General features: G+C 67.4%; 13 protein-coding genes. 12 read left to right on the plus strand and 1 reads right to left on the minus strand.

The window, feature by feature from the left end:
* A partial coding sequence (locus tag PCJ49_RS23175) for a hypothetical protein (RefSeq protein WP_269913051.1) occupies window positions 1–451 on the minus strand: 451 nt, incomplete at its 3' end.
* A 93-nt stretch (window positions 452–544) separates the two neighbouring features.
* Between PCJ49_RS23175 and PCJ49_RS23180 the strand changes: the two genes are divergently transcribed.
* Genes PCJ49_RS23180 through PCJ49_RS23235 form a run of 12 tightly spaced genes read left to right on the plus strand, consistent with a single transcriptional unit; the run spans window position 545 to window position 22,677 of the window.
* Window positions 545–829, plus strand: coding sequence for a hypothetical protein (locus PCJ49_RS23180; protein ID WP_269913052.1), 285 nt, complete (start codon window positions 545–547; stop codon window positions 827–829).
* 3 nt (window positions 830–832) lie between these two features.
* A complete protein-coding gene (locus PCJ49_RS23185) occupies window positions 833–2,056 on the plus strand; it encodes an AAA family ATPase (RefSeq protein ID WP_269913053.1) in 1,224 nt (407 codons plus the stop codon).
* Window positions 2,057–2,061: 5 nt separating this feature from the next.
* Window positions 2,062–3,000, plus strand: a complete 939-nt coding sequence (locus PCJ49_RS23190) for a DUF58 domain-containing protein (RefSeq protein ID WP_269913054.1) — start codon at window positions 2,062–2,064, stop codon at window positions 2,998–3,000.
* Window positions 2,997–4,610 carry a vWA domain-containing protein gene (locus tag PCJ49_RS23195; protein ID WP_269913055.1) on the plus strand — a complete coding sequence of 538 codons (1,614 nt, stop codon included), beginning with the start codon at window positions 2,997–2,999 and terminating at the stop codon, window positions 4,608–4,610. The genes PCJ49_RS23190 and PCJ49_RS23195 overlap by 4 nt, the downstream gene beginning before the upstream one ends.
* Window positions 4,607–7,201: a VWA domain-containing protein gene (locus tag PCJ49_RS23200; protein ID WP_269913056.1), complete on the plus strand. Its 2,595-nt coding sequence runs from the start codon at window positions 4,607–4,609 to the stop codon at window positions 7,199–7,201. Before PCJ49_RS23195 ends, PCJ49_RS23200 begins: the two co-directional genes overlap by 4 nt.
* On the plus strand, window positions 7,198–8,136 hold the full coding sequence (locus PCJ49_RS23205; protein ID WP_269913057.1) for a hypothetical protein: 939 nt from the start codon (window positions 7,198–7,200) through the stop codon (window positions 8,134–8,136). The genes PCJ49_RS23200 and PCJ49_RS23205 overlap by 4 nt, the downstream gene beginning before the upstream one ends.
* A gap of 1 nt (window position 8,137) precedes the next feature.
* Window positions 8,138–9,160 (plus strand): AAA family ATPase, encoded by a 1,023-nt coding sequence (locus PCJ49_RS23210; RefSeq protein WP_269913058.1) that lies wholly within the window; start codon window positions 8,138–8,140, stop codon window positions 9,158–9,160.
* A gap of 7 nt (window positions 9,161–9,167) precedes the next feature.
* A complete protein-coding gene (locus tag PCJ49_RS23215) occupies window positions 9,168–10,853 on the plus strand; it encodes a hypothetical protein (protein ID WP_269913059.1) in 1,686 nt (561 codons plus the stop codon).
* Window positions 10,846–12,963 carry a hypothetical protein gene (locus PCJ49_RS23220; protein ID WP_269913060.1) on the plus strand — a complete coding sequence of 706 codons (2,118 nt, stop codon included), beginning with the start codon at window positions 10,846–10,848 and terminating at the stop codon, window positions 12,961–12,963. The genes PCJ49_RS23215 and PCJ49_RS23220 overlap by 8 nt, the downstream gene beginning before the upstream one ends.
* Entirely contained in the window at window positions 12,960–13,412 is a 453-nt protein-coding gene (locus PCJ49_RS23225; RefSeq protein ID WP_269913061.1) for a hypothetical protein, read from the plus strand. The genes PCJ49_RS23220 and PCJ49_RS23225 overlap by 4 nt, the downstream gene beginning before the upstream one ends.
* On the plus strand, window positions 13,409–14,689 hold the full coding sequence (locus PCJ49_RS23230) for a hypothetical protein (protein ID WP_269913062.1): 1,281 nt from the start codon (window positions 13,409–13,411) through the stop codon (window positions 14,687–14,689). The genes PCJ49_RS23225 and PCJ49_RS23230 overlap by 4 nt, the downstream gene beginning before the upstream one ends.
* On the plus strand, window positions 14,686–22,677 hold the full coding sequence (locus PCJ49_RS23235) for a hypothetical protein (RefSeq protein WP_269913063.1): 7,992 nt from the start codon (window positions 14,686–14,688) through the stop codon (window positions 22,675–22,677). The genes PCJ49_RS23230 and PCJ49_RS23235 overlap by 4 nt, the downstream gene beginning before the upstream one ends.
* Window positions 22,678–22,681 lie beyond the last annotated feature (4 nt).

Raw genomic sequence — 22,681 nt, forward strand, 5'->3', positions numbered from 1 at the left:
CCAGGGTTCCGGTGGTGGCCAGGGTTCTGGCGGTGGCCAGGGTTCCGGCGGCGGTCAGGGTTCTGGCGGTGGTCAGGGTTCCGGCGGCGGTCAGGGTTCCGGTGGCGGTCAGGGTTCCGGTGGCGGTCAGGGTTCCGGTGGCGGTCAGGGTTCCGGTGGCGGCCAGGGTTCCGGTGGCGGTCAGGGTTCCGGCGGCGGTCAGGGTTCCGGTGGCGGTCAGGGTTCCGGCGGCGGCCAGGGTTCCGGTGGCGGTCAGGGTTCCGGCGGCGGTCAGGGTTCCGGTGGCGGCCAGGGTTCCGGTGGCGGTCAGGGTTCCGGCGGCGGTCAGGGTTCCGGTGGCGGTCAAGGTTCCGGCGGCGGCCAGGGTTCCGGTGGCGGCCAGGGTTCTGCGGGCGGCCAGCGTTCTGGCGTTGGGGTGGCGCGGGGGGCCGCCGGTGCTGGCCAAGCTCAAACGGTGGCGGTCGGCGGGGGGGCGAATGCAGCGGGCAGTGGTGCCCGCATCGTTTCGATCACCGTCGGGGGCTCCGGCGGAGAGGGGACAGAGATGGTGCGTGTCCCCGGCATGGGCCGGGAGCGGGTGACGGATGGGGAGCCGATGCCGCCCTTGCAGCGCTTCGACCCCATGGCGCTGCCGAGTACGCAGGAGGCAGGCAAGGCCCTGTCGATCGACCTGCCGGTATTGCGTGGTGGTGCGGTGGCAACGGAACGGGCGGGCAATGTGCCGGTATCGGATGTTCCGGCCCCGGCACGCAGGAACGACCCGCCCTCCCAGTCGGGACAGCAGCCGCTGCCCGCCTGGGTTGGGCATGTGATGGGAGGGGGACGCTAGTCCATGGTTGATATGGGGACGCCGGTGCTGCACCGGAATGATCTGGACTATGTGAAGTCGGTACAGGACGGGGTGGGCCGCACCATGTTCGGGCTGGAGGAGGTGCTCCGGCTGCTGATCGTGGCGCTCTATACCGGCGGGCATGTCTTGCTGGAGGGCAATCCTGGCCTGGGCAAGACCCAGTTGATCAAGGATCTGTGCGCCAATCTGGGCTTTGACGAAAAGCGCTGGGGCCGCATCCAGTTCACGCCCGACCTGATGCCGGCCGACATCACCGGCACCAAGATGCCGGTGGATGGTGACATGGGCCGGTTCGCCTTTCAGCCGGGGCCGCTGTTCCGCTGGCTGCTGCTGGCGGACGAGATCAACCGCGCCACGCCGAAGACACAGTCCGCCATGCTGGAAGCCATGGCGGAGGGGCAGGTGACGGTGCTGGGCCAGACGCACAAGCTGCGTCCGCCGGTGCCGGTTACCGGCATGGGGGATACCTTGTCAGTGTTGCCGCCCTTCATGGTGCTGGCCACCCAAAACCCGATTGACCAGGAAGGCGTGTTCGACCTGCCGGAGGCGCAGGCCGACCGTTTCATGTTCAAGGTCAGGATGCCGTTTCCCAATGCGGGCACCCTGGGTTCCATCATCGATAAGGTGACCGGACCGCCGGCCGCCCCCGCCGGGCCGGCGGCCACGGCCGCCGGGAAAAGCTGGGGGGAGGAGGATGCGTTGCGTTTCTTCCACCGTATCGGCGCTTCCATCCGGGCGCTGGACCCGCCGCCGGTGGTCAAGGACCATATCGTCAATATCGTGCTGGCCACCAACCACCGTGCGGCGGAAGCCGTGGGCATCGATCAGCGCACCCAGGAGGCGCTGGAGAAGTGGAGCCGGCACTTCGTCGATTATGGCGCCGGTCCCCGGGCGGCCACGGCGATGATGCTGGGGGCCAAGGGCTGGGCTGGTCTGTTCCTGGGCGGGGTGGATCATGCGGGGGCGGCGCTGGGCCGGGTGGCCATGCCGGTGCTGCGCCACCGCCTGAAACTGGTGTTCGATTGGGAACACCGGTTCCTGGAGAAGGCGCAGGGCCGTTACAAACCCGTGCCGCCCGGCCGGGATGAACGGCATGATGCGCTGCTGGCCGAACTGGTGATGCTGACCGCCCCGACGGAGGCGGGATATCGTGACCTGATCGGGCAATCCCTGCGTGCCGCTGGCGTGGCCCTGCCGGAACGTTGACCCCGATGGCGCCGCCCCTGCCCCCCTTCCCGTTGGACCCTACGCTGCTGGAGGCCTATCGCCTGAAAGCCGGCCGGCGCCTGCCGGCAGGGCAGGTGGGCGCGCATCTCCGGCGTATCCAGGGGCAGAGCCTGGAGTTCCGGGAGCATCGGCGCTATCTGCCCGGCGATGATTTCCGTCATATCGACTGGGCGGCCTCTGCCCGGCTGGGGCCGCTGGCCGAACCGCTGGTTCGCACCTATGCCGCCGAACAACGCCTGACCATCGCGGTTTCGGTGGATACGCGGGAGAGTATGCGGCTGCCGGCGGCGGGCCGGAAACTGGATGTCGCCCTCTGGCTGGCGCGGGCCATTGCCGGGGTGGCGCTGGCCTCTGGCGACCGGGTGCTGCTGCACCGGCTGTTCGCCACCGAGGATGCGCTGGAGGAGTTCAGCGGCCGTCGGCTGCCGGCGCGTGCGCTGGCTTTCCTGGAGCGCGCGGCGACCCAGCCGGCGACGGATGATTTTGATGATGCGGCCATCCTGCGCCGGCTGCCGCCGACCGCTGTGTGGATTGTCCTCACCGATCTTTATTTCGATGATCCGCAGGGGCGCTGGCAGCGGCTGTTGGCCCGGGCGCAGGAAGGGGCGCGCTGGGTCATCCTGGTGGAACTGGATAGCTGGCCGGCGGAACGGGCCATGCTGTTGGGGCCGACCCTGGCCAGCGGGCCGGGCCTGCCCGCCGGTCCGGTTCGCCGTCATATCGATACGGATCAGGCCCTGATGGTGGAACAGCGCGTTTCCACCCATACGCGCGGCCTGTGGGAACCGGCGCGGCGCGGCGGGATCGACCATGTGCAATGGCGCTGGCCGGCGGAACCGATGGCCGATGGCGGGGCTGCCTTCTTCACCGACCGTTTCTTCCAGGAACCTGTCCTGGCCCGCCTGTTTGCGAGGCGCGCATGATCATTGCCGCCATCGCCATTCTGGCCGGTCTGCTGGGGCTGGTCGTGCTCTATATGCGGCTGCCGCAGTTTCGCACCGTCACCGTATCGGCGGCGCGTTTCCTGCTGGACCTGCCGGAACCGGTCACGGCCCGCTGGCGCTGGGCACCCAGTATGCCGGTGCGGTCGGTATCCTTCTGGCTGCAATGCGGGGTCATCGCCTTGTTGTTGGCCGCCATCCTGCTGGAGGCGTGGCGGGTGACCGGCATCAGCCGGACAAGGCTGGGCGTCTGGCTGCTGGTCGATAGTTCCTACAGCATGGCGACACGGCAGGGATCGGGAACCCGGCTGGATCTGGCGCGGGCGGCGGTGGAACAGGCGATCCGCCGGGCCCAGGCGCAGGCGGGCAAGGATGCCCCCTGTTTCCGGCTTTCCAGCTTCAACCAGCAGCGCACTGACCATCTGGATGATGGCACGGCCGATGCCACTTTGGCCCTGCTGAAGGGGCTGATGCCGCAACCGGTGGGCACAAATCTGGCGCTGCCGCTGGCCACCCTGCGGCTGCCGGCCAGCGGGGGCTGTGCGGTCAGCCATGTGGTGGTGGTGACCGACCGGCCGGCCCCCTCCGTTCCGGCCGGAACCGATCGGGCGCTGGTCTGGATCGATGTGGCCCAGCCGGTCGATAATATCGGGATCAGCGCAGTGGATATCCAGCGCGATCCCTTCTCCGGCGCGGTGCGGGAGGTGGCGGTTGCCATCACCGCCACCGGTACGCCGCCCGGCGATGCCAGGATGACCATCCTCGGCCCCGATGGCCGCACCCTTCTGGAACGCCGGGCGGAATGGTCCCCTTATGGCCCCTGGCGCATTGTCTTTGAACCGGCCAAATCCGGCACCTATCGACTGGCCTTGTCGCCATCCGGTGCCTATGACGGGGATGATCTGGCGGAACTGGTGGTGGATGCCGGCGGACAGCCGCGCGTGGACTGGCGCCTGTCCGACCGGACCCTGCCGACGCGGCTGGGCTGGGCGCTTGGCACGGTTAACCCGACCTTGAAGGTGGTGGATGATCCGGCACAGGCCGGGCCGGAGCCGACCCTGGTGGTCGGCCCCGGCTATCGGCGGGGGTCGGCTTCCACCGTCGCGTTGTTTGCGGATCGTCATCCCATCCTGGCCGGGGTGAATTTCGATGTGCTGGATCAGGCGGGTATGAATGCGGCCCGTCTGCCGGCAGGTTTCACACCCATTGCTGCCGACACCGCCCGCCATGCCTGGATTGCGGCGCGGGACGTGCCCCGCACCGCCTATATTCCCGGCCTGCCCCTGACGGGTGAGGGGCAGGTGGAAAAGGCATCCATGCTGCTGTTTTTCAACAGTGTGCGCTGGTTGATGTCGGAAGGCGCGGCCCCTGCACCGGCCCGCTGGCTGACGCCGCAGGGAACGGTGATTGATACCGCGGCGGCAGAGGGGGATATGACGGGGGAACCGGCCTCCTTCGGCAGCCTGGATGATCTGGTGCCCCGTGCCGCCCAGGATGGGGGTCTCCCCGTCTGGCCCTGGCTGGTGGCCGCTGCCGCCCTGTTGTTCGCCCTGGAACGTGCCTATGCCGCCCGATATTGGAGGGTGGCATGAACTGCCTGTTGCCGGGGGCATTGTCCGGGGCCGGGATCGGCTGTGACGGCGGCGGCTGGGCCGGCACGCTGGCGCTGGTGGCGGCGCTGGCCGCCTTTCTGGCGGCTGGTTTCCAGTGCTGGCAGGCCCGCCGGGGTGGGCGGGGGCGCTGGGTTCTGGCACTGCCGGTGCTGGCCGGTCTCATCGGCTGGCTGCTGGCCTTGTCGGCTGCCGGTCTCTGGTTCAGCCGGGAGGCCGGGCGGGAGGGGCGGCATCTGGCGGTGCTGGTCGACAGTTCCGCCAGTGCCCGGCGCACGCCCGAGCAACTGCCAACCACCCTGGCACGTGTCGCCGACCGGGTGGGCGAGGCATCGCGCACGGCCGATCCGCGCGACAGTGCCAGTGTGCTGTTTGTCGCTGATGGCAGTGTGGCGGTCCATCCGGGCCTGCCGCTTGCGTCCCTGGCGGGGGCCTTGCCGGGACTGGCGGGCCAGAAAGGGCCGGCGGAGGGAAACAGCGATCTGGCCGCCGGCATCCGGGCGGCGGCGCGCAAGGTGCGCGATGCCGGCGGCGGGGCCATCCTGCTGGCATCCGACGGGTTGCAGACGCGCGGCGACGCGCTGGAAGCGGCAGGGGAAGCCGGCCGCCTGGGCATTCCGGTCCATGTCCTGCCCGTTGCCAGCCCGTCGCCCGGCATCGGGTTGATGGCCAGCCACCTGCCGCCGCGTGTGGCGGCGGGGGTGGAAACCCGGCTGCGGCTGGTGGTTGCCAACCCGCTGGACCGGGCAGGGCGCTTCAAACTGCGGGTGCAGTTGAACGGCGAAGGCACCCCGGTGGAGGCCGAGGCGGAGGTGCCGGCCGGCGCCAGCGGTGCTGTCACCATTCCCGTCATCTTCGCGGATCGCGGTTTGCAGTTCCTGGATATCGACCTCACCCCCGCAGAGGGGGGAGCGTCGCAGCGTCGCCGTGCCTATACGCTGGTCGATACGCCCACGCGGATCGCCGCGCTGGGGCCGGCCGGCTGGTTGTCGGCCCTGCCCAGCGACAGCTATCAGGTTGAACGCTATGCCGATGCGCAGCCCTTTGCCCTGAATGATATCGATGTCGTGGTGATCGATGGTGTGCCCGCCAATCGTCTGGCGTTTGGCCAGGCCGAACGCGTTGCGGCGGCGGTGAAGGATAATGGGGCCGGCCTGTTTCTCGCCAACGGCCCGCACAGGGGCCGGGATGAGGATCCGACGGTCCTGATGGGGTACGAGGAAACGGCGCTCGACCCGTTGCTGCCGGTGACATCCAAGCCGCGTGAGATGCTGGTGGAACCACCGGGCCGTCAGGTCGTGATCATGGTGGATACGTCGGGTTCCATGTGCGGCCAGCCGCTGGAACTGGCGCAGCGGCTGGGTACCCATATCGTGGATCAGTTGCGCCCGCGTGACAGCCTCACCATCACCAGCTTTGCCAGTGGCTACAGCGACCTGCTGCGGAACGTCACGATGAGCGCCGCCGGCAAGGCAGAGGCACGGGCGAGCCTGGGCTCGCTCTCCTGTGGTGGCGGCACGGACCCCAACAGCGCTTTGGAGCGGCTGGCGGTGAAGAATGCCCAGCAATGCGGCCTGTTCTTCATCAGTGATGGGGAGTTCAGCCTGGGGGCCCGTCTGCCCGGCTGCATGACCACCATCTTTGCCATCGGTCAGACCGAAAATTCTGTCAACCGCGAGATGGCGCGGATGGGGGAGATGCATTTCATCAACGAACCCGGTGCCATCGGCGGGCTGCATCTGGGCTTCATGCAGCCGGAAAAGCGCTCCAAACATTTTGAACCCGGACATTACCGTCCGGACCTGCTGTTGCCGGGTTCTGGCCTGCTGCCGGACCCGCCGGGCGATCTGGACGGCAATGCCGTGACTTTCGTGCGCGATGGGGTGGAACTGGCGGCCACCCGCCCGCATCCGGTTGATCCCGTGCTGGCCTTTCTGGACAGCGGCACGGGGATGGCGGGTGTTTTCACCACCAATGTGCCTGCCGCCTGGGCGTCGGGTGCGGGTGCCCGCAGCGTGAAATCCTGGATGGAACATCTGGTCGCCTGGCCACAGCGTGACCGCTATGTCTTTGATCTGGTGGAACAGGATGGTATCCCGACCCTGCTGCTGTCGCTGACCGTGCGGGATGGTCGCGTGCCGCTGGTGGAGCAGGTCTCCGCCTCGCTGCGGACGGCCAATGGCGATCAGCCCTTGCGAAGCGAGCAGGACCCCACCGCCTGGGGCCGTTTCCGCCTGCGTCTGCCCGCCGCCCCGGTGAGCGGGACGGCCATGCTGGTGCTGCGTGAAACCGGGCCCGATGCGCTGGACCGCGAACAGCGTATCCCCATCCGTCTGGGCACGATGGCTGAAGGCGCCCCCGCCGTCGGGTCGGAACAATGGAGCTATGGCGTCGATACTGCCCTGCTGAGCGGCCTGGCGGCGGCCAGCGGCGGCAGTTACGACCCGTCCGCCTTCATCCTGGGCGGTGCGGTGCCGCGTCCGCCGGCGGCGCTGCCATTGTGGCCCTGGCTGCTGGTGCTGGCGACCGCCCTTTATCTTGCCCTGATCGCCCTGTGGAGGTGGCTGCCGTGACCGATGCCGTTTCCGACGCCCGGTCTTTGCCACCGGTTCCCGGCCTGCCGCGCGATGGCCTGCTGTTCCAGCGGGTGGCCGTGGGGCTGCGCCCGCCTGTGCTGGTGATGCTGAACCGGCTGCTGAGCCCGCCCCCCTTGCCGGACAGGCGGCGATATTCGCCATGGGGGCCACTGGCCTCCCTGCGGGAGAAGGTTGATCGGCTGTGGGCCGAGATGCGGGATACAGGCCCGCCGCTGCCGGTTGCCGATCTGGACCGGCTGATGCGCCCCCCGGCCGTGGATGAGAAGCGGCTGCGTGGGCAATGGGGGATGCTTGATGTCCGGCTGCGCTACACCGAACTGCGCCCGGCGGAAATGGGCCAGTTGCTGACGGTACAGGCGGCCTTTGCCGACCGCTGGGCGGGCGTCGCCGACACTGCTCTGTCCCGGCACCTGCCCCGCTGGTTACGGCCAAGGCGCAAGCAGGTTGACGGATATTACATGCCCCCGCCCGCCTGGGGGCTGGTGGCGGGTCTGGCCTGGGACGATCTGGATTTCCGCCATGCCGTGGCGGCGCTGATACAGGGTTTCCTGCGCGAAAATTATCTGATCATCCCTGGCCAGATGCCGGTGCCGCGTCTGGCGCCGGAGACCTGCTGGCTGCTGCTGGCGGCCGTGGGGCCGCGCCCGCGCCGCTGGTGGTGGCCGCAACATTGGTTCCCCTCAACAAGGCGGGCCCGGCGGCTTGAACAGATGATCACGGCGCTGATCCCGACCACGCCGGACTGGGCGGGGTTCTGGGATTGGTGGGTCTTGCGTCGTCTGCTGACCCATCTGCCTGATTTGCCAGCACGGTTTGGCCCGGAACTGGCGGCGTCCCTGACAGCCCTTCCACCACCCCTTTCTGCCTCCCCATCGCCCATTCCCAATTCCCCTGCTTCGATTGGCGGTTGAAATGCTCGGTCCCGATAGTCTGAAGTCCCTGGTTGCAAATCATAAGAACACGCTGAAACTGCTGTTGAGTGTGGAAAGCCTGCTGAAGGCCCGGTTCATCGGCATGGATGTGCATGTCCGGGCGCTGATCCTGGCGGTGGCCTGCGGGGAGCCACTATTGCTGGTGGGGCCGCCGGGTACGGCCAAATCACGCCTGATCCGGGCCTTTTGCGGTGCCATCGGGGTGCTGGATGAGAATGACGCGGCCAGCCGCCATGACAGCTATTTCGAATATCTGCTGACCCCCTTCACCGAGCCGGGGGAACTGTTCGGCCATTATGATATCGCCGCCTTGCATGAGCACCGGGGCATGGTCCGCCTGGAAGAAGGCATGATGCAGAATGCCCAGGTCGTGTTCCTGGACGAAATCTTCAACGCGTCCAGCGCCATCTTGAACTCGATCCTGTCCTTCATGAATGAGCGCGTGTTCCATGACCGGGGCAGTGTGCGCCCGGTCGCCATGCACTGCATGTTCGCCGCCACCAATGATGTGCCGCGCGGTGGGGAATTGCGCGCCATCTATGACCGTTTCGTCATTCGAAGCTGGGTGGAAAATGTGCGCGACACGCCGGAGGAACTTGGCGATCTGATCCAGCGCGGCTGGCTGGAAACCTATGGCACGCACCAGACGCCCAACCTCACCAGCCTGCTGGACAAGGTGGCCGACCTGCGGCGGGAAATCCGTGGCCTGACGCGGGCCGATACGATCAAGCGCGATAACCAGGCCCTGCTGGGCAACCTCTCCCATCTGGTGAAGACGGCGCGGCAATATAATGCCAGTGCGGTCTCCAACCGCCGGCTGGTGAAATTCAGCTATATGATGACCATGCACCGGCTGCTGCGCGCTGTGGAGGAAGGGGCGGAGACCGACAAGCCGCTGACCATCGGCCGTCCCGAACTGGCCCTGTTCTGGAAGCACCTGCTGGATTCCGTCGATCCGATGGTGATCCAGAAGATGGAAAAGCTGCCCTATCCGGTGGAGTGAGCAGGGGATGCAGATAACGATCCTCGCCCCCCCGGTCTGGCAGCCGGTCCTGCAGGCGGCTGCGGCGGAACTGCCCGCATCGGTGGCGGCCCTGCTGCCGGTGCTGGTGGATTATCTGCACGACCGCCATGCCGGCATCACGCCGCGCATGGCCGGCCGGCTGGCGCGCGCCCTGTTGCAGGATGGCGGCCCGCCGCCCATCGGCACCCGCCGGGGCGGGCTGATCGACTGGTCACGGGTGATCGACAAATTGGCGCGCGGGGCCTTGCCAGATGCTGAACCGCAAGGGGGAAGGGACCGCCGGCGTTCCCCGGCCACGGTGGTGGCCCCCGCCATTCCCTTTGTCTTGCTGGACCGCGTGGTGCTGCCATTGCTGCTGGCGGCGCAAAAGCGCATCGATCGCTGCTGCCTGTTCGGCGGCGACGGGCACGCGCTGATGCCGGATGGGGAGAGCTTTCTGGCCGACTATGAAGGCGCGCTGGAAGCGGCGATGAGCGACCTGACCATGGGGATTGGCGGGCCGCCGGCCTTCTTCTGGCAGCATCGCGGGATTGATGCGGCGGCCCTGTCGCGCGGGCTGGGGGCTGGTGCGGCCGGGCGCGGCCTGTCGGAGGCCGATCCGGAGACGGTGGCCCTGCTGACCCGTCTGGAACCGGTGCTGGGGCCGATGCAGGTGCAGCGGACCCGCGCCCAGCAGCTTCGCCGATCCGATATGCAGTCCGGTGGGGTCCGCCCCCGCGAAGGCGGGGTGACCGGCATCCGGATGTCCCGCAGCATGGACGATCTGAACGACATGCTGGTCAGCGAATATACCAATGAGCCGCTGATGATGCTCGATCGGCTGGTGAATAGCGGTTTCATGGTGCGCCACCGGCCGCCTTTTCAACAGAACCGCCGTGACGTGCTGCTGGTGGGAGCCATGCCGCTGGGTGCGCGTGACACAGCGGCAAGGCTGGCCAAGGTCGCCTGGATTGACATGGTGGCGCGGCTCGCCCCGCTGTTGCAGGGGGGCGGTCTGCGGCTCAGCGATTTCATCTGGCTGGATGGCGACCGGATGGGCGGGCTGGCCCATGGGGCGGCCAGCCTGCCGCAGGCTCTGTCCCTGCCACACAGCGCCAATCTGACACCGGAAGAACGGCTGCGCTTCGTCTGGGCGCTGGACTGGCTGCCCGGTCTGCTGGATCGGCGCCGGGCCTATCCGCCGGGGCTGGAACCGCCGGTGGGGGAGGGCGACGATGCGGTGGAAACCCTGCGCGCGGGTGCGCGCTGGGCGGCCGGTGCGCTGGCTCGGATGCCGGCGGGCGCCGGCCGGGACAATGAAGCCGGACGGCTGGATCTGAAGGATTACGGCTTCGTGCATGTCATGCTGATGCTGCCCCGCCCGGCGGCCGGCCTTGACAGCGGGGAGGCGCGGTCGGCCATCATGATGGCGGGGCAGACGCTGCGGCTGATGACCGGCCGGCGGCAGTCGGCCAGCATCCTCTGGGTGCCGCAACGGGTGGCGGACCTGGATGGCTGGGCCCTGTCATTTGAGGTGGGGCCCCTGCGTCACCTGGCGGACAACCTGCCCCCACCGGGCGCCCCTGTGTCGGATGGCGACCCTGCCGCCGGCGGGGTGGATATGCACCGGCTGGCCGGTGGCCTGATCGGACTTTGGCTCACTCATCTTCAGGAGGCCATCTTTGGTGGCTGAACGCTGTTTTCTCCTGCCTTCGCTGACCGCTACGGAAGCGTTGCAGGTTCTGGCCGCCCTGGTTGAGGCGGGCTTCGCCGATACGGGCCGGGAGGCGCGGCTGCGCCTGCAATTCGAAGGCGGCGGCTATCTGCGCATTCTGGTGCCTGATCCCTCGGTCCAGATCGGATCGCCGGACAAGCGCAAGCGGCGGGAGGAGATGTTCGACCGGATGCGCCAGCGTCTGACCGCCATCATGGGCCCCTATGATGATGAGGTGGCGCATCTTGATCCGGATGCCGATATCTTCAAGGATCCGTTCCTCTTCACCCCGACGCTGTTGCTGGACAGCGCGATGCATCGGCGCGGCGAACCGGCCAGCCCTCTGGATGGAGAAGTGCTGCTGCTGCTGCCCGCCGGGGATGAGGCGGAAGCCTGGCGGCAGTTCGACCAGTTGAACACCCATGCCACCGCCGTGCGCATCGCCGCAGCGCGCACGGCGGAAGGGGCCGACGAGGGGTTCTTCCTGTTCCATCTGCGCGATGACGAGGCGCGGGTTTCCTCTTTCCAGGGGCTGCTGGGCAGCGGCTTCCTGTCGGCCGCCATCGTGCTGGAAGGCTATGAGGCCGATGGGTGCGGCATTTTCCTGCCACCCGGCACGGCGCCTGATCCGCAGGCCCTGGCCGCCTTCCAGAAAATCCGGCCGGCCCTTCTTCCGCAGATGGAGGTGGCGCGGGGGGAGCCGGCGCTGGCCATCACTGTCACCGTTCAGGATGGCCGGCGGGAGGTTGATCTCTATCCGCTGAACCGGCTGCGCTATCGGGACAAGACAGCGCTGTGGCCGGCAGCCAGCCCGGCGTCGGCTTCGACGGAACTGGTGCGCATCCACAGCCTCGTCAATTCTGACGCCATGGTGGAAAAACTGGCGGAACGGGTGCGGGCGGTTGAGCCGCTGGTGGGTTATGAGCTGGAATTGCGGGCTGATTATCCCGGGGCGGGTGCCGAAATGGACCTGCTGCGGGTGCAGGAAAAGATCGCCTATTATACCGAACTCTCCGCCTATCTCGCCGGGCTCACCCGACCGCAACCGGTTCTGATGCGCTTTGCCGATCGGGACTTGCCGGCCCTGGCCGATGCGCTGCGGCGCTTTACCTTGCAGGATATTGATGATGGCCGCATCCGCTATGGCTTCCAGGCCACGGGGGCGGATGACGGCGTTCATTACCTGCTGATCCAGCCGGAAGAAACGGCCCCTTCCTCCTTCCTGCCGGAATATTTCTGGCGGGAGCAGCGGCAGGCCGGGCCGATGCTGTTCCGGGTCGATCCCTTCTTCGCCCGCTTCTATGATGCGGCGCGGCCGGGCAGCCTGGTCTTCGTGCCGGAACAGCAGACCCTGTTTCCGCCGCTGCATAGCTGGGATCAGGCGGATATTGACAGCTATCTGCGCCAGACCCTGTCCAGTTGGTTCCATGGCGACCGTGGTGCCCAGGCCATTCCCCCGGAGCCCTATTACCTGTTCCGTCCTAACCCGGCGGGCGCCATCGTGGTGGAGGTGCTGGATGGGGCGGCCTTTGTGCCCCTGCGCCAGCGGATTGGCTGGCTGAACCGCAATCTGGAACTGCGGCACCGCCTGGAGTTGGAAAGCCTGATCGACGATCTGGCCACCAAGGCGGGCCGGGCGACCCTGGCCGAACGCGTGGCGGCGGAGGAAACAGCGGCCATCGGCCTCTTCACCGATGCCGCTGCGCGGGCACAGGCGCATCTGGGCGGGCAGTTGGGCGACCTGCTGGATCAGTTGGCGCAGGAGGCAGGGCAAACCGCTGCCCGCACCGCCGCTGCATTGGATAGTTTCGACAAGCTTTACCGGGATATCGACGATATCGAGCGGGCGACAGCCGAACTGACCCAGCGTGCCCGGACGCTGGAACAGGTCAAGGCCGAACTGCACAGCGAAAGCGACAGTTTCAAGCAGGTGCGCCAACAGCTGGAGGAACAGGTTTACGAGGCCATCAAGGCCTCCGACGCCACCCTGGCCAAACTGGAGGATTCCGTTACCGAACGCGTGGCCCGGCTGAAGGAAACCCACCGCCGGCTTCAGGACAGGCTGCTTGAAATGAGGGAAGGGCGATGAGCACGGGGGACGGGGTGTCGTTCCGGCAACGCCTGGACGATCATGACAAGGCCCTGGCGGCAGCAAGGGCGCAGGCACCGGCACCGGGCGTCACGGCGGCCCGGCTGGCGGATGCCGTCCGGATGGAAGCGGCGGCGGCGGCCGATCTGATCGGCTGGAGAAACCGGCTGCGACGCAACCGCGCCCTGCTGCTGGAACTGCGGCAGCGGCAGTTGGTGGAACGGCTTGCCATGCAGCGCACGGCCCGGCGGATCGTCTGGGGTTGGCCGGCCATCCGCCTGCGCATCCTGATCGTTTCCCTGTGGGTACAGGTCCACCCGATCCTCACGGGCTTTCTGCTGCTCCTGCTGACCCTGGGCATCCTGGCCCTGATCTTCCCGCATTATGCGGAGGCGATCATGTTCGCTGTGAGCGAGCTGCTCAAAGATCCGAACAGGGGGCGGCCATGACGGGACAGCGCACGGCCCTGGCTGGAACAACGCCATCCCGCTTCCGCCGGGCCACGCTGCCGCCTGCGGAGCAGGGTTTGGGTCGCAGGCTGGCGCGGCGCTGGCTGGTCACGCTGGGCCTGTCGGTTGTGCTGGTTCTGCTGATGCTGGGCACCCGCCGACATTGGTTTGACGAGACGGGGCCCGGATACGCGGCCTATTGGCTGCATGACCGGCTTTATCTGCTGTTGAAAGGCTATCTCTGGACCTGGGGCTTTCCCCAGTCGCTGGTGGTGTGGCTGGTCATCCTGCTGCTGTTGGGGATGGCGCTGGCGGGCTTTCTTTCCAGGCGACCGCTGTTGCGGGGTGCCCATGGCTTGGCGGCACGCTACCTGCTGGCCAATCCGGTCGGGCGTCGGATGATTGACCAGTGGCACCGGCTGACCGTGCGGACGCGCTTGCGCCCGCACCAACTGGAAATGCTGGCAGAACAGGCGCGACAGATGGTGCTGGAGCAGCCGCAAGCGCGCCTGCCGCTATCCCGTCTGCTGGCGTTGACGCAATTATGCATGGCCATGCGCCTGCGTGCGGATGGCAGCACTGCCGCGCGCCTCACCATCCTGGCCGATCTGCTGGAAACATTGCTGCGCATTCAGCAGGATCAGGGCGATGCGCGCGCGGTCCGCGCGGCCATGGAACAACTGACCCGGCTGATGGCCGATCACCTGACTGCCCTGACCGCCACGCCGGTTCCGGGTGACCTGCTGGCACCCGCCACCTTGGCGGGGGAGGTGCAGGTTCTGGTGACGGCACTGCAGGGCCGGCTGGCATCCGGCAAGGCGGGTGACCTCTCCCTGCTGCGGCCGGTGGCGGCGGCCATCATGGAACGCTGCGGCCTGCTGGACCTGATCCGCACCATGGCGGAACGGGGCCTGCGGGGCTTTGGTCGGGAACTGTCCGCGCCGGAAGCCGGCCCGCCTGCCTGCGGCCGGCTGTCCGTGCTGATTGCCCTGTGCGCTGCGACGGAGACGGGGGAGGCCGAACTGGCCCATGCCACATTGGAAAGCCTGTCAGCCCTGGCCTTTGGCCGTGCGGCAGGACTGCCGGCCCCGGTTGCCGCCTTTGCCGACGCCTGGCTGGCGGAGGCACCGGACCTGCCGCACTGGCAACTGGCTGCACGTCTGTCTGAACCACCCTTGCCCGACCCGTCTTTGCTGACGCCGGGCGACCATGATCATCTGACCGGCCGGACCCGTCGTCTGGCCTGGATCGCCGGGGCCGCGGAGGCCACGCCATGACTGACCAGCCATTCCTGTCCCGTATCCAGACCTGGCAGCGCGCGCGGGACCGGGAGGTGGCGGCCGCCGTCCGCCGCCTGCCGCTGCGGGCCCGTGCGGACCTGCCCTTCTTCATGATGGTTGTGCTGCTGGTGGCGGTGCTGGGCCTTGTGGCCTATGCCGGCATGGTTGTGGTGCGGCGGCTGGGCTGGCTGGACCCGGTTGTGGTGGCCCCGGTCGCGGATGAACGCATTCTGGACAATCTGCGCCGTGACCTGCCGGCAAAAACCCTGATCACCGCCGCCTGGCATCCGGGGCTGGAAACCCTGACCGTCAGCCAGACCGGCGGCGCCCTGCATCATCTGGATAAGGCGACCGGTCTCTGGTCACGCGAACGCCCGGTGGAACAATTGCCCGCCCTGGGCAGTGACATCGTGCAATTGCGCGCCGGCTGCGGTGGCGATGCGGTGACGGCGGCGGCCTGCGCTGATCCCGCATCGCTATGGGCCTTGAGCGAAAAAGGCGCCCTGGCGCGCCGCCTGAACAGCCATTGGCAGGCGCTGATCGGCGACAGCCGCTTCATGGGCAGCGATGGCCGCCCTGTGGAGGCAGGGGCGGCCACCACAGCTTCCCTGTCAACCGATGGCCAATGGCTGTTCATGGGGACCAAGGCCCAGGGCGGCGGCCTGTATGACCTGAAACAGCGTTACTGGCTGCCGTTGGGGGGCGCCGCCCCCTCCATGCCGTCGGGCCGGATCAATGTCGCCGTCTGGTGGAAGGATCGTTTCGCCATTGGCGGGGAGCAGGGGCTTACCTTCCTTGACCCTGATGGCGGGCAACCCCGCGCCGTGCGCTCTCCCATCCTGGCGGCCACGGTCAGCGATTTGCTGGTGCTGGAGGATGGGCGGCTTCTGGTGCTGGAAAGGCGCCCCTGCCAGATCGGTGGTGAAGGGTGCTTGCGCGTGCAGACGCTGGACGGGCCGGCGGCCAAGCCGGTTGTTCTGATGGATGAACGCAACCGTTATGCCGATCTGGATATGGCCAGCCTGTTCTTTGCCGATATCCAGGGCCGTTCCCTGCTGGTGGCGGGGCGCAAGGGCGTTTTCGTCTATGACATGGCCCAGCATAACTGGACGCGTCTGGATGATCGGCCGGTGCTGGCGGCACGGCGCGAACAGGAAAATGTTTTCTATGCCTATACCGGGGGTGTCGCCCAGGTGACCCGGGGGGCGGTGAAACAGAACTGGGGGCTGCCGGGCAAGCAGGTGGTGCAGCTTGTCGGCGCTGACCGGCAGATGATGGCGCTGACGGATGACGGGGAAGTTTACGCCTTGCCCCCGGACGGCAATCCACAAACGCTGTTTCAGCCTGGGGGCACTGCCGGTGATCCCCGGCTTTTCAATGCCGCCTATGCAGCCGGCGACCGCATCCTGTTGACCGGGCCGCGTCAGGCCCTGCTGCATGACGTCCGCCGGAGGCTCTATACGGATATCAATGTGCAATTGCTGCCGGACTGGCTGACCGATGGCCGTACCCGGACCCTGGTCTCCGGCGAGCGGATATTCGGACTGGTCTCGGCCGGGGGGCTGGTGACGGCGAAGGCCATTGATCTGTCCGCATTGGGTGGCAATCAGGCCCCCACGTCCGCGGGGGGCAGCCAGATGGTTGCCGGCCCCATCCGTCAGGCCCGCGCCTGGGCCGGTGGCGGCATTGCCGTTATCGATGGCACGGGCAGCCTGCGTCATCTGGATGTGAACAGGGACAAGCCGCTGACCGGTGCCGCCATCCCGGCACTGGATCGCCTGTCCTTGCGCGATGTGGTCACTGTGGAAGATGTAACGGCCTTTGCCACAGGCGCCGGTATCATCGGCTATGATCATGCAGAGCGGCGCTGGGTGGGGCCGATGGGCACCGGCATTGACCAGGGCAATGTCAACAGTCTGGCGGGGCGTGGCAACCGGCTGCTGTTCACCACGGATCAGGGACGCCTGGGCGAGGTGAAGCCAGGGTCGTCGGATGGAACCGCCCTGATCGGTGCCCAGCGGATTCAGCTGAAGGCGGCGGCCCCCAGCGATGTGCTGGTGTATGGCCAGCGCCTTTTCCTGGCCGGCCGGTCCAGCGTGGATATGTATGACCTGTCATCGCGCACTGTCCTCTATCGCTGGTCCTTCCCCGGTGATGCCCCGGTGGAGATTGTCGATCAGCTGGGTTGGAGCCCGCTGACCTTGTCGGATGGCCGGCTTCATCTGGATGGCGGCGCCATTGCGCCAGATGGGGGGCGTGTACTGTCCGCAACCCTGGGAAGTAACATCCTGACGGTGCGGGAGAAGGATGGGGCCCGGCATCTGCGGCTCCACAGTCAGACATCGCCGCAAAAACCTGAGGCGGACCAGTGCCTGTTCCGTAACCCGTCGGCCGGTGGCCGGGCCCAGCACCTGCTGGATGCCCGCATGATCGGCGATGGCTGGCTGATGGCGCTGACCGATGATGGATTGCGTCTTTATAATGAGATGGCGCGGAGCTGGTATCCGGTGCGCCCGCTGTCGCGCGCCATCACCGCCATCCATGTGGTCGATGATCACCTTGTCCTGGTGGCGGGGAACGGGGCGGGCCATGTCCAGCTTGTGCCGCTGGACAAGATCGCCCGGCCGCAGAGTTGCAGCACGCAGGCGGTGGCCCTGCCGGAGGATTGGCGGGAATTCCGCAGCGTCGCCATTGATGAAACGGCCGGCCGGCTGGTCTGGATTGCCGCTGATGGTGCGGTGATCGAATGGGCGAAGGGGCAGCAGACCCAATTGCTGGCGGCAACGGCCGGTATGCCGGCAACCGACAACTTGCTGCGCGTCTTCAGCCTGGGGGACCGGCTGGCCTTCGCCGTGCCAGAGGGGCTGTTGCTTTATCAACTGGCCGATCATGCCTGGTCGCGCGTCGAAATGCGATCAGAGGCTGGGCCGCTGCGGGGCCTGCGTGACCTGAACCTGGAACCCGATGGGGATGGTCAGGCGGTGACAGCCCGACTGCCGGACGGTCGCACTTATCTCGGCAATTGGAATGGCGCTGATAAGACCGCCACGCTGGCCGAACTCCGTCTTCCGTCGGTCGCCCCGTTCGGCCAGTCGGCGGCCGGGATGCTGGATGCCGTGTCCCATGGCGGGCGCTGGGTATTCTTGATGGGGGACCGGATCAAGCGGTTCGACCCCGCCACCGGGCGATTTGCGCCCGACATCCTGCTGCCCCAGTCCGACGCCAGCCGCACGCTGGTGCTGCGCGGGCGGAGGCTGGTGGTGGAGGAGGATGGCGGCAAACGCTGGTGGGTGGCGCGCGCCAACCTGCCCGATGATGGCGCCAGCCCGATCCCGGTGCAGAGCCTGTTTGATGCGGTGGTGCCCGTGGCGGGACAGCCCACCATGCTGGCCGATGATGGCCGGGTAGTGCGGCTTCTGGCCGATGGGTCCGTTCAGGCCTGCCAGTCTGACGGTACCTGCCGCCTGACGACGAAACCAGCCATGCCGCTGGACCCGGCCACGGTGACGGCGGCCTTTGAGAATGGCCCCCTGGTCCTGTTCCAGACGGCGCGCGGCTGGCGGCTCCATGATGTTGATACCCGCAGTGAACGCCAAGCCCCCGGTGCGCTGGGGGCCTTGGGGCCGGTGGTGGAGACACGGCAGCAAGGGACGGTCTTGTGGCTGCGCGATGCCGCTGGGCAGGTGGTGGCACTTGATGCTGCCGGTACCCTGGTGGCACAGGCGACCGGCGTGACGGGCCTTGGCGTCGATGGCAACGGCAATATCTGGCTGCGCGGCACCAATCAGATGTTTGAAAAGGGCGCGCTGAAAGATGCCGCTGCCTTTTTCAAACTGCCAAAGACCGTGGGCATTCAGGCGCTGACAGTTGCGAACGGCAGCAGCGCGGCCATGCTGGGCAGCGACCGGCGGCTGCGCACCCAGGTGCATGGTGAAATTTGGCTGGAGCCGCCACTGGCCCCGGACATCGATCTGACAAAAGCGCAGGAACTGTTCCGGATTACGCGTACCGACCAATGGTGGTTACGCGCCGGCCCCATGCTCACCCGGCTGGTGGCGGGCAATTGTCCCGGAACAAAGCCGGATGCCTGTCTGCGATCGGAACTGTCGCTGACGTTGCCGGGCAATTCACCCATCCTCAGCATTGACGATCAGTTGCCGATCAGCCTGACCATCCGTCTGGCCGATGGCCGGATTCTGGAAACCCGGATGGGGGCGTCGGGGCTGGAGCCATTGGCCACAACCAATGCGCTTCCGGTCGCCTCTGCCAGTGTGAATGATGTCTGGCCGTCCTGGCGCAACCGGATCGGCCCGCGCCTGGATGGTGTTCCGGCCATTAATCCCATTCTTGGGTTGCAGGCGGATGGCAGCACCGTGCAGGGCCGCACGGCCGGGGGAATAGTGCCGCTGGGCATCACCATTGCGCCCCAGCCGCAGCCCCTGCCGGCCCTGGATGCCGGCTGGCTGAAATGGGACCGCTCCAGCCGGCATTTCCAGCTTGTCGGGATGACGGGGCTGGCCTCGCTGACACCTGAACAGCTGGTGCGGGATGGACGGTTCATCTTCGCCGGTTCCGGCATGGCCGTGGCCGATACCGGGGGGATGACGCGGCTGGCCAGCCGCTATGGCATTCTCAGCTTCCAGGGAAGAAGCCTGTCCTTGACCGACCCGCAAAACCGCTTCCAGCCGCAGGACATGCCGGCCCCGGTTGCCGCCGCCCATGGCCGCTTCCTGTTTGACCGGGGTGGGGTGGCCCTTACCGGCGGCGCGATGGTTGCGGATGATGGTCGCCACCTGATCAGCCAGGGCGATGCCACCTGGACCGAACAGCTGCGTCAGGCACGGGTTGAAACCAGTCTGCGCGTGGCGGGGCAGCCGCAGGGGGCCGATGGTGCGGCTGGTTTCGGCTGGGACCGGCGTGCCGGTGTGGCGCTGGCGGATGGAAAGGTGCAGGTGCAGACTTCCCTGGGCATCCTGCCGGCCGATGGTCTGGTGGGGGCTGATCCCGGCTGGTCGGGTCGTCTGCCCTCTGCCGGGCGCCTGTTTGGCCGCGATGGGGGTGACCTGTTCATGGCCGATGGCGCTTCCTGGTACCGCCGCATGGCCGGCAGGTGGCAGCCGGCAACGGCGGCCGACCTGTTGACGCGGGAGCTTGCCAGTTCCCCGCGCTGGCGCTGGCGCGCCACCCCGCAGGGGGTGATGGTGCAGGGACCGGCCCTGGTTACCACGGGCCAGGGCCTTGCCTTCAGCGATGATCTGATCCGCGCCGCCGGCTGGATTGACAGCAACAGCGTGGTGGTGGTGGATGGGGCGGGGCTGACCGTCGGCACGATGGAGGCGGTCCGCACCGGACAGGCAGCCCATAAGCCGATCGATCAGGCCATCGACACCATCTGGTCAATGCGGCCCAAACCGGGTGCGCGGATGCTGCTGGCGCGGGGCGATGGCGGTACCTTTGGCTGGGATGCCGCGGCACAGAATTTCGTGCCGCTGGCTGATGGCGCCAATCCGCAGCTGAACCGGCAATTGATCGATCATCCCCGTTTGCGCATGGCCGTGATTGCCGGGCGGGTGGTCACGGAATTGCGTCTGGATGATCTGTCCGGCGGGTCGGTCTGGCAGCCAATCACGCTGGAAAACGGCTTCCCCTTTGACCGGGTGAATACCGTCCATATCCGGGGCAACGATCTTTTCCTGGGCACAGACGCGGGGCTGGAGGTTCACACCCTTTATCAGAATGATCTCGGTTTCGACACGATCAGCCGGCTGCTGGACATGCGGGCCGGCGGCAGCGGACCGCTTAGCCCCGTGCTGCGCATGGGGGAGCCGGTGGACAGTGCCGATATATTGGCGGCCCGTTCTGCCGGTCGCTGTGTTCAGTTCGATGGAACCACCTATAAGAACTGCGCCACAGCGGATATGGCGGACATCACGGTCCGTGCCAGGGCGCCCTGGTGGCACTGGCAGCGCGATGCCGCGGGCCGTGTGACCGGGGAATATGTGGTTTCGGGCGGTAAGGCGCCGGTATTGCCGGCGATGATCAGCGGGGGGCGCCTGCCCCATGATCGTATCCGCGACATGGTGATCTGCCAGGGCCGGGCCGCCACCTTGTGGGAGGATGGCCCCGTGATGCATCATCCCGGTGCGGGTCTGGAATTGCGGACCGGCCTGCGCCTGACCGTCCCTGGTATGTCCCGTGATGCCCGGCTTTTCTGCCTGGAACGTCCGCTGCGGGAGGCGGGGCTGGATATTCCCGGCGGGCTGTACTGGATCACCGATGGCGCAGTGATGCACGATGATGGCAGTGCCTGGCAACCGATCGTCGGGGAGGCGGAGAAGGCCGCCCTGCGGCAGAGCGCCGGCCAGTCCATCCCCTATGCCGGCGCGCGGCTGCGGCTGATTCAGGAACAGCGCGGCGGCTTGCGGTTCCAGCACCTTGGCAATAATGACCGCTGGGCCGATCTTGCCTGGAAGGGCAAGCGGCTGGCCCTGGATACGGTGGAGCGTGTGACCCTGGTGAAGGGGCAGCCCTGGGCGGCCACGGCGGCCGGCTTTGTGCCGTTCCAGCAGTTATCCGATGGCACTCTGGGGCTCGACCCCGATCAACTGGTCGTCCTGCCCCACCCCGCCAATGATTGCCGGGTCAGCGATCTGGAAACCGGGGCCGATGGGGAAAGCTGGGTCCGGTGCAATGCCAATACGGCGCAGGTCTATCACGGCACCCTGAACCCGGCTGCCCCCCGGCCCGTTTTCCAGCCGGCGGATAAGGATCCCTTTGCCGACCCCGTGCTTGTGGCGGCGACGGGGGATAATCATTGGCAATGGCAACTGACCGGCCATGTCGATGGCAAGCCCGGTCAATTGGCCGCCACCTATCGGGATGATCCGGTCAGCCTTTCCAGCGGCCGGCTGTCACTGGACATGATCGCCCAGATCCGCGCCTTCACCCCCGACGGGCTGGAGGTGCTGACGGAGGGGGCCGGCTGGTACCGGTCGGCGGGCAAGGGGCTGAACGATTTGCAGCGCCCGGCCAATGATCGCCTGGATCATCGCGCGGTGCGTCGCATCGCCGTGGCGCGCGGCGCTGATAATGACCGCCGCCTGTGCCTGGAATTTGCCGAACGGCGGACCCTGGCGCTGAATGCCGCGCTGCAGGCGGTTGATGGCGGGGCCGGCTGCCGCGACGATCTGGGGACGGACGGGCTCTGGCGGTACGAACAGGATGCCGATGGGCTGACCATGCAGGCGGTGGATCGCCGCCAGCGTATCGGCAGCCGTACCCTCAAGGAGGGGCGTTTCACGGATGAGGTTGCCACCGGTCTGCCGGTCCCCCGGCGGGACAAGGCCGGGGCGGTCGAATATCTGGTGCCGACCCTGGCGGGTGTCATTGCCTTTGATGCGGCGGCAAAACCGGCGGGTCTTTATCTGCCAGCCTTTGCCGACCTGCCGCCCACGGCGGCCCCCAGTGTGCTGGTTGCCGACCGGGAGGGCCGGGTTTCCTATCTGGGGCGCAGTGCGCTGGTCGGGCTGGAGGATGAGGTGCCAACGCCGCTGCCCCTGCCGCAATTGCTGCCCGATGACCTGGAGGCCCAGGCGCTGGAGCCGGGGCCGGGCAGTACCTTGCGGCTGGGCTGGAAGCAGGGTGATCGCGCCGGCTGGACATTGTTCGATCCGCAGGCGCCCAACGGGGCGCTTACCCTGGCGGAACCGGTCGATATTTCCGGCTGGCGTGAATATACCGAACTGCGCACCCTGCACGGGAACGCCAACCCCAACCTGCTGATCGGGTTGGAACGTAATCATCTGGCCCTGTCGTCGGGCTTCTCCGCCCAACCGGTCAAGCAGAGCCTGGATTTTGTGGGCTCGGTGCGGGGGCTGGTCCGGGCTGGCCGTACATTGATGGTGATCGGCAGCCAGGATATTATGGAAATCGATATGGTTGCCGCGCTGCGGGTGACCGTTTCCCCCCAACCCCCGCCCCCATAAGGGG

The sequence above is a fragment of the Niveispirillum sp. BGYR6 genome (assembly GCF_027568365.1).
Lineage (GTDB): Bacteria > Pseudomonadota > Alphaproteobacteria > Azospirillales > Azospirillaceae > Niveispirillum.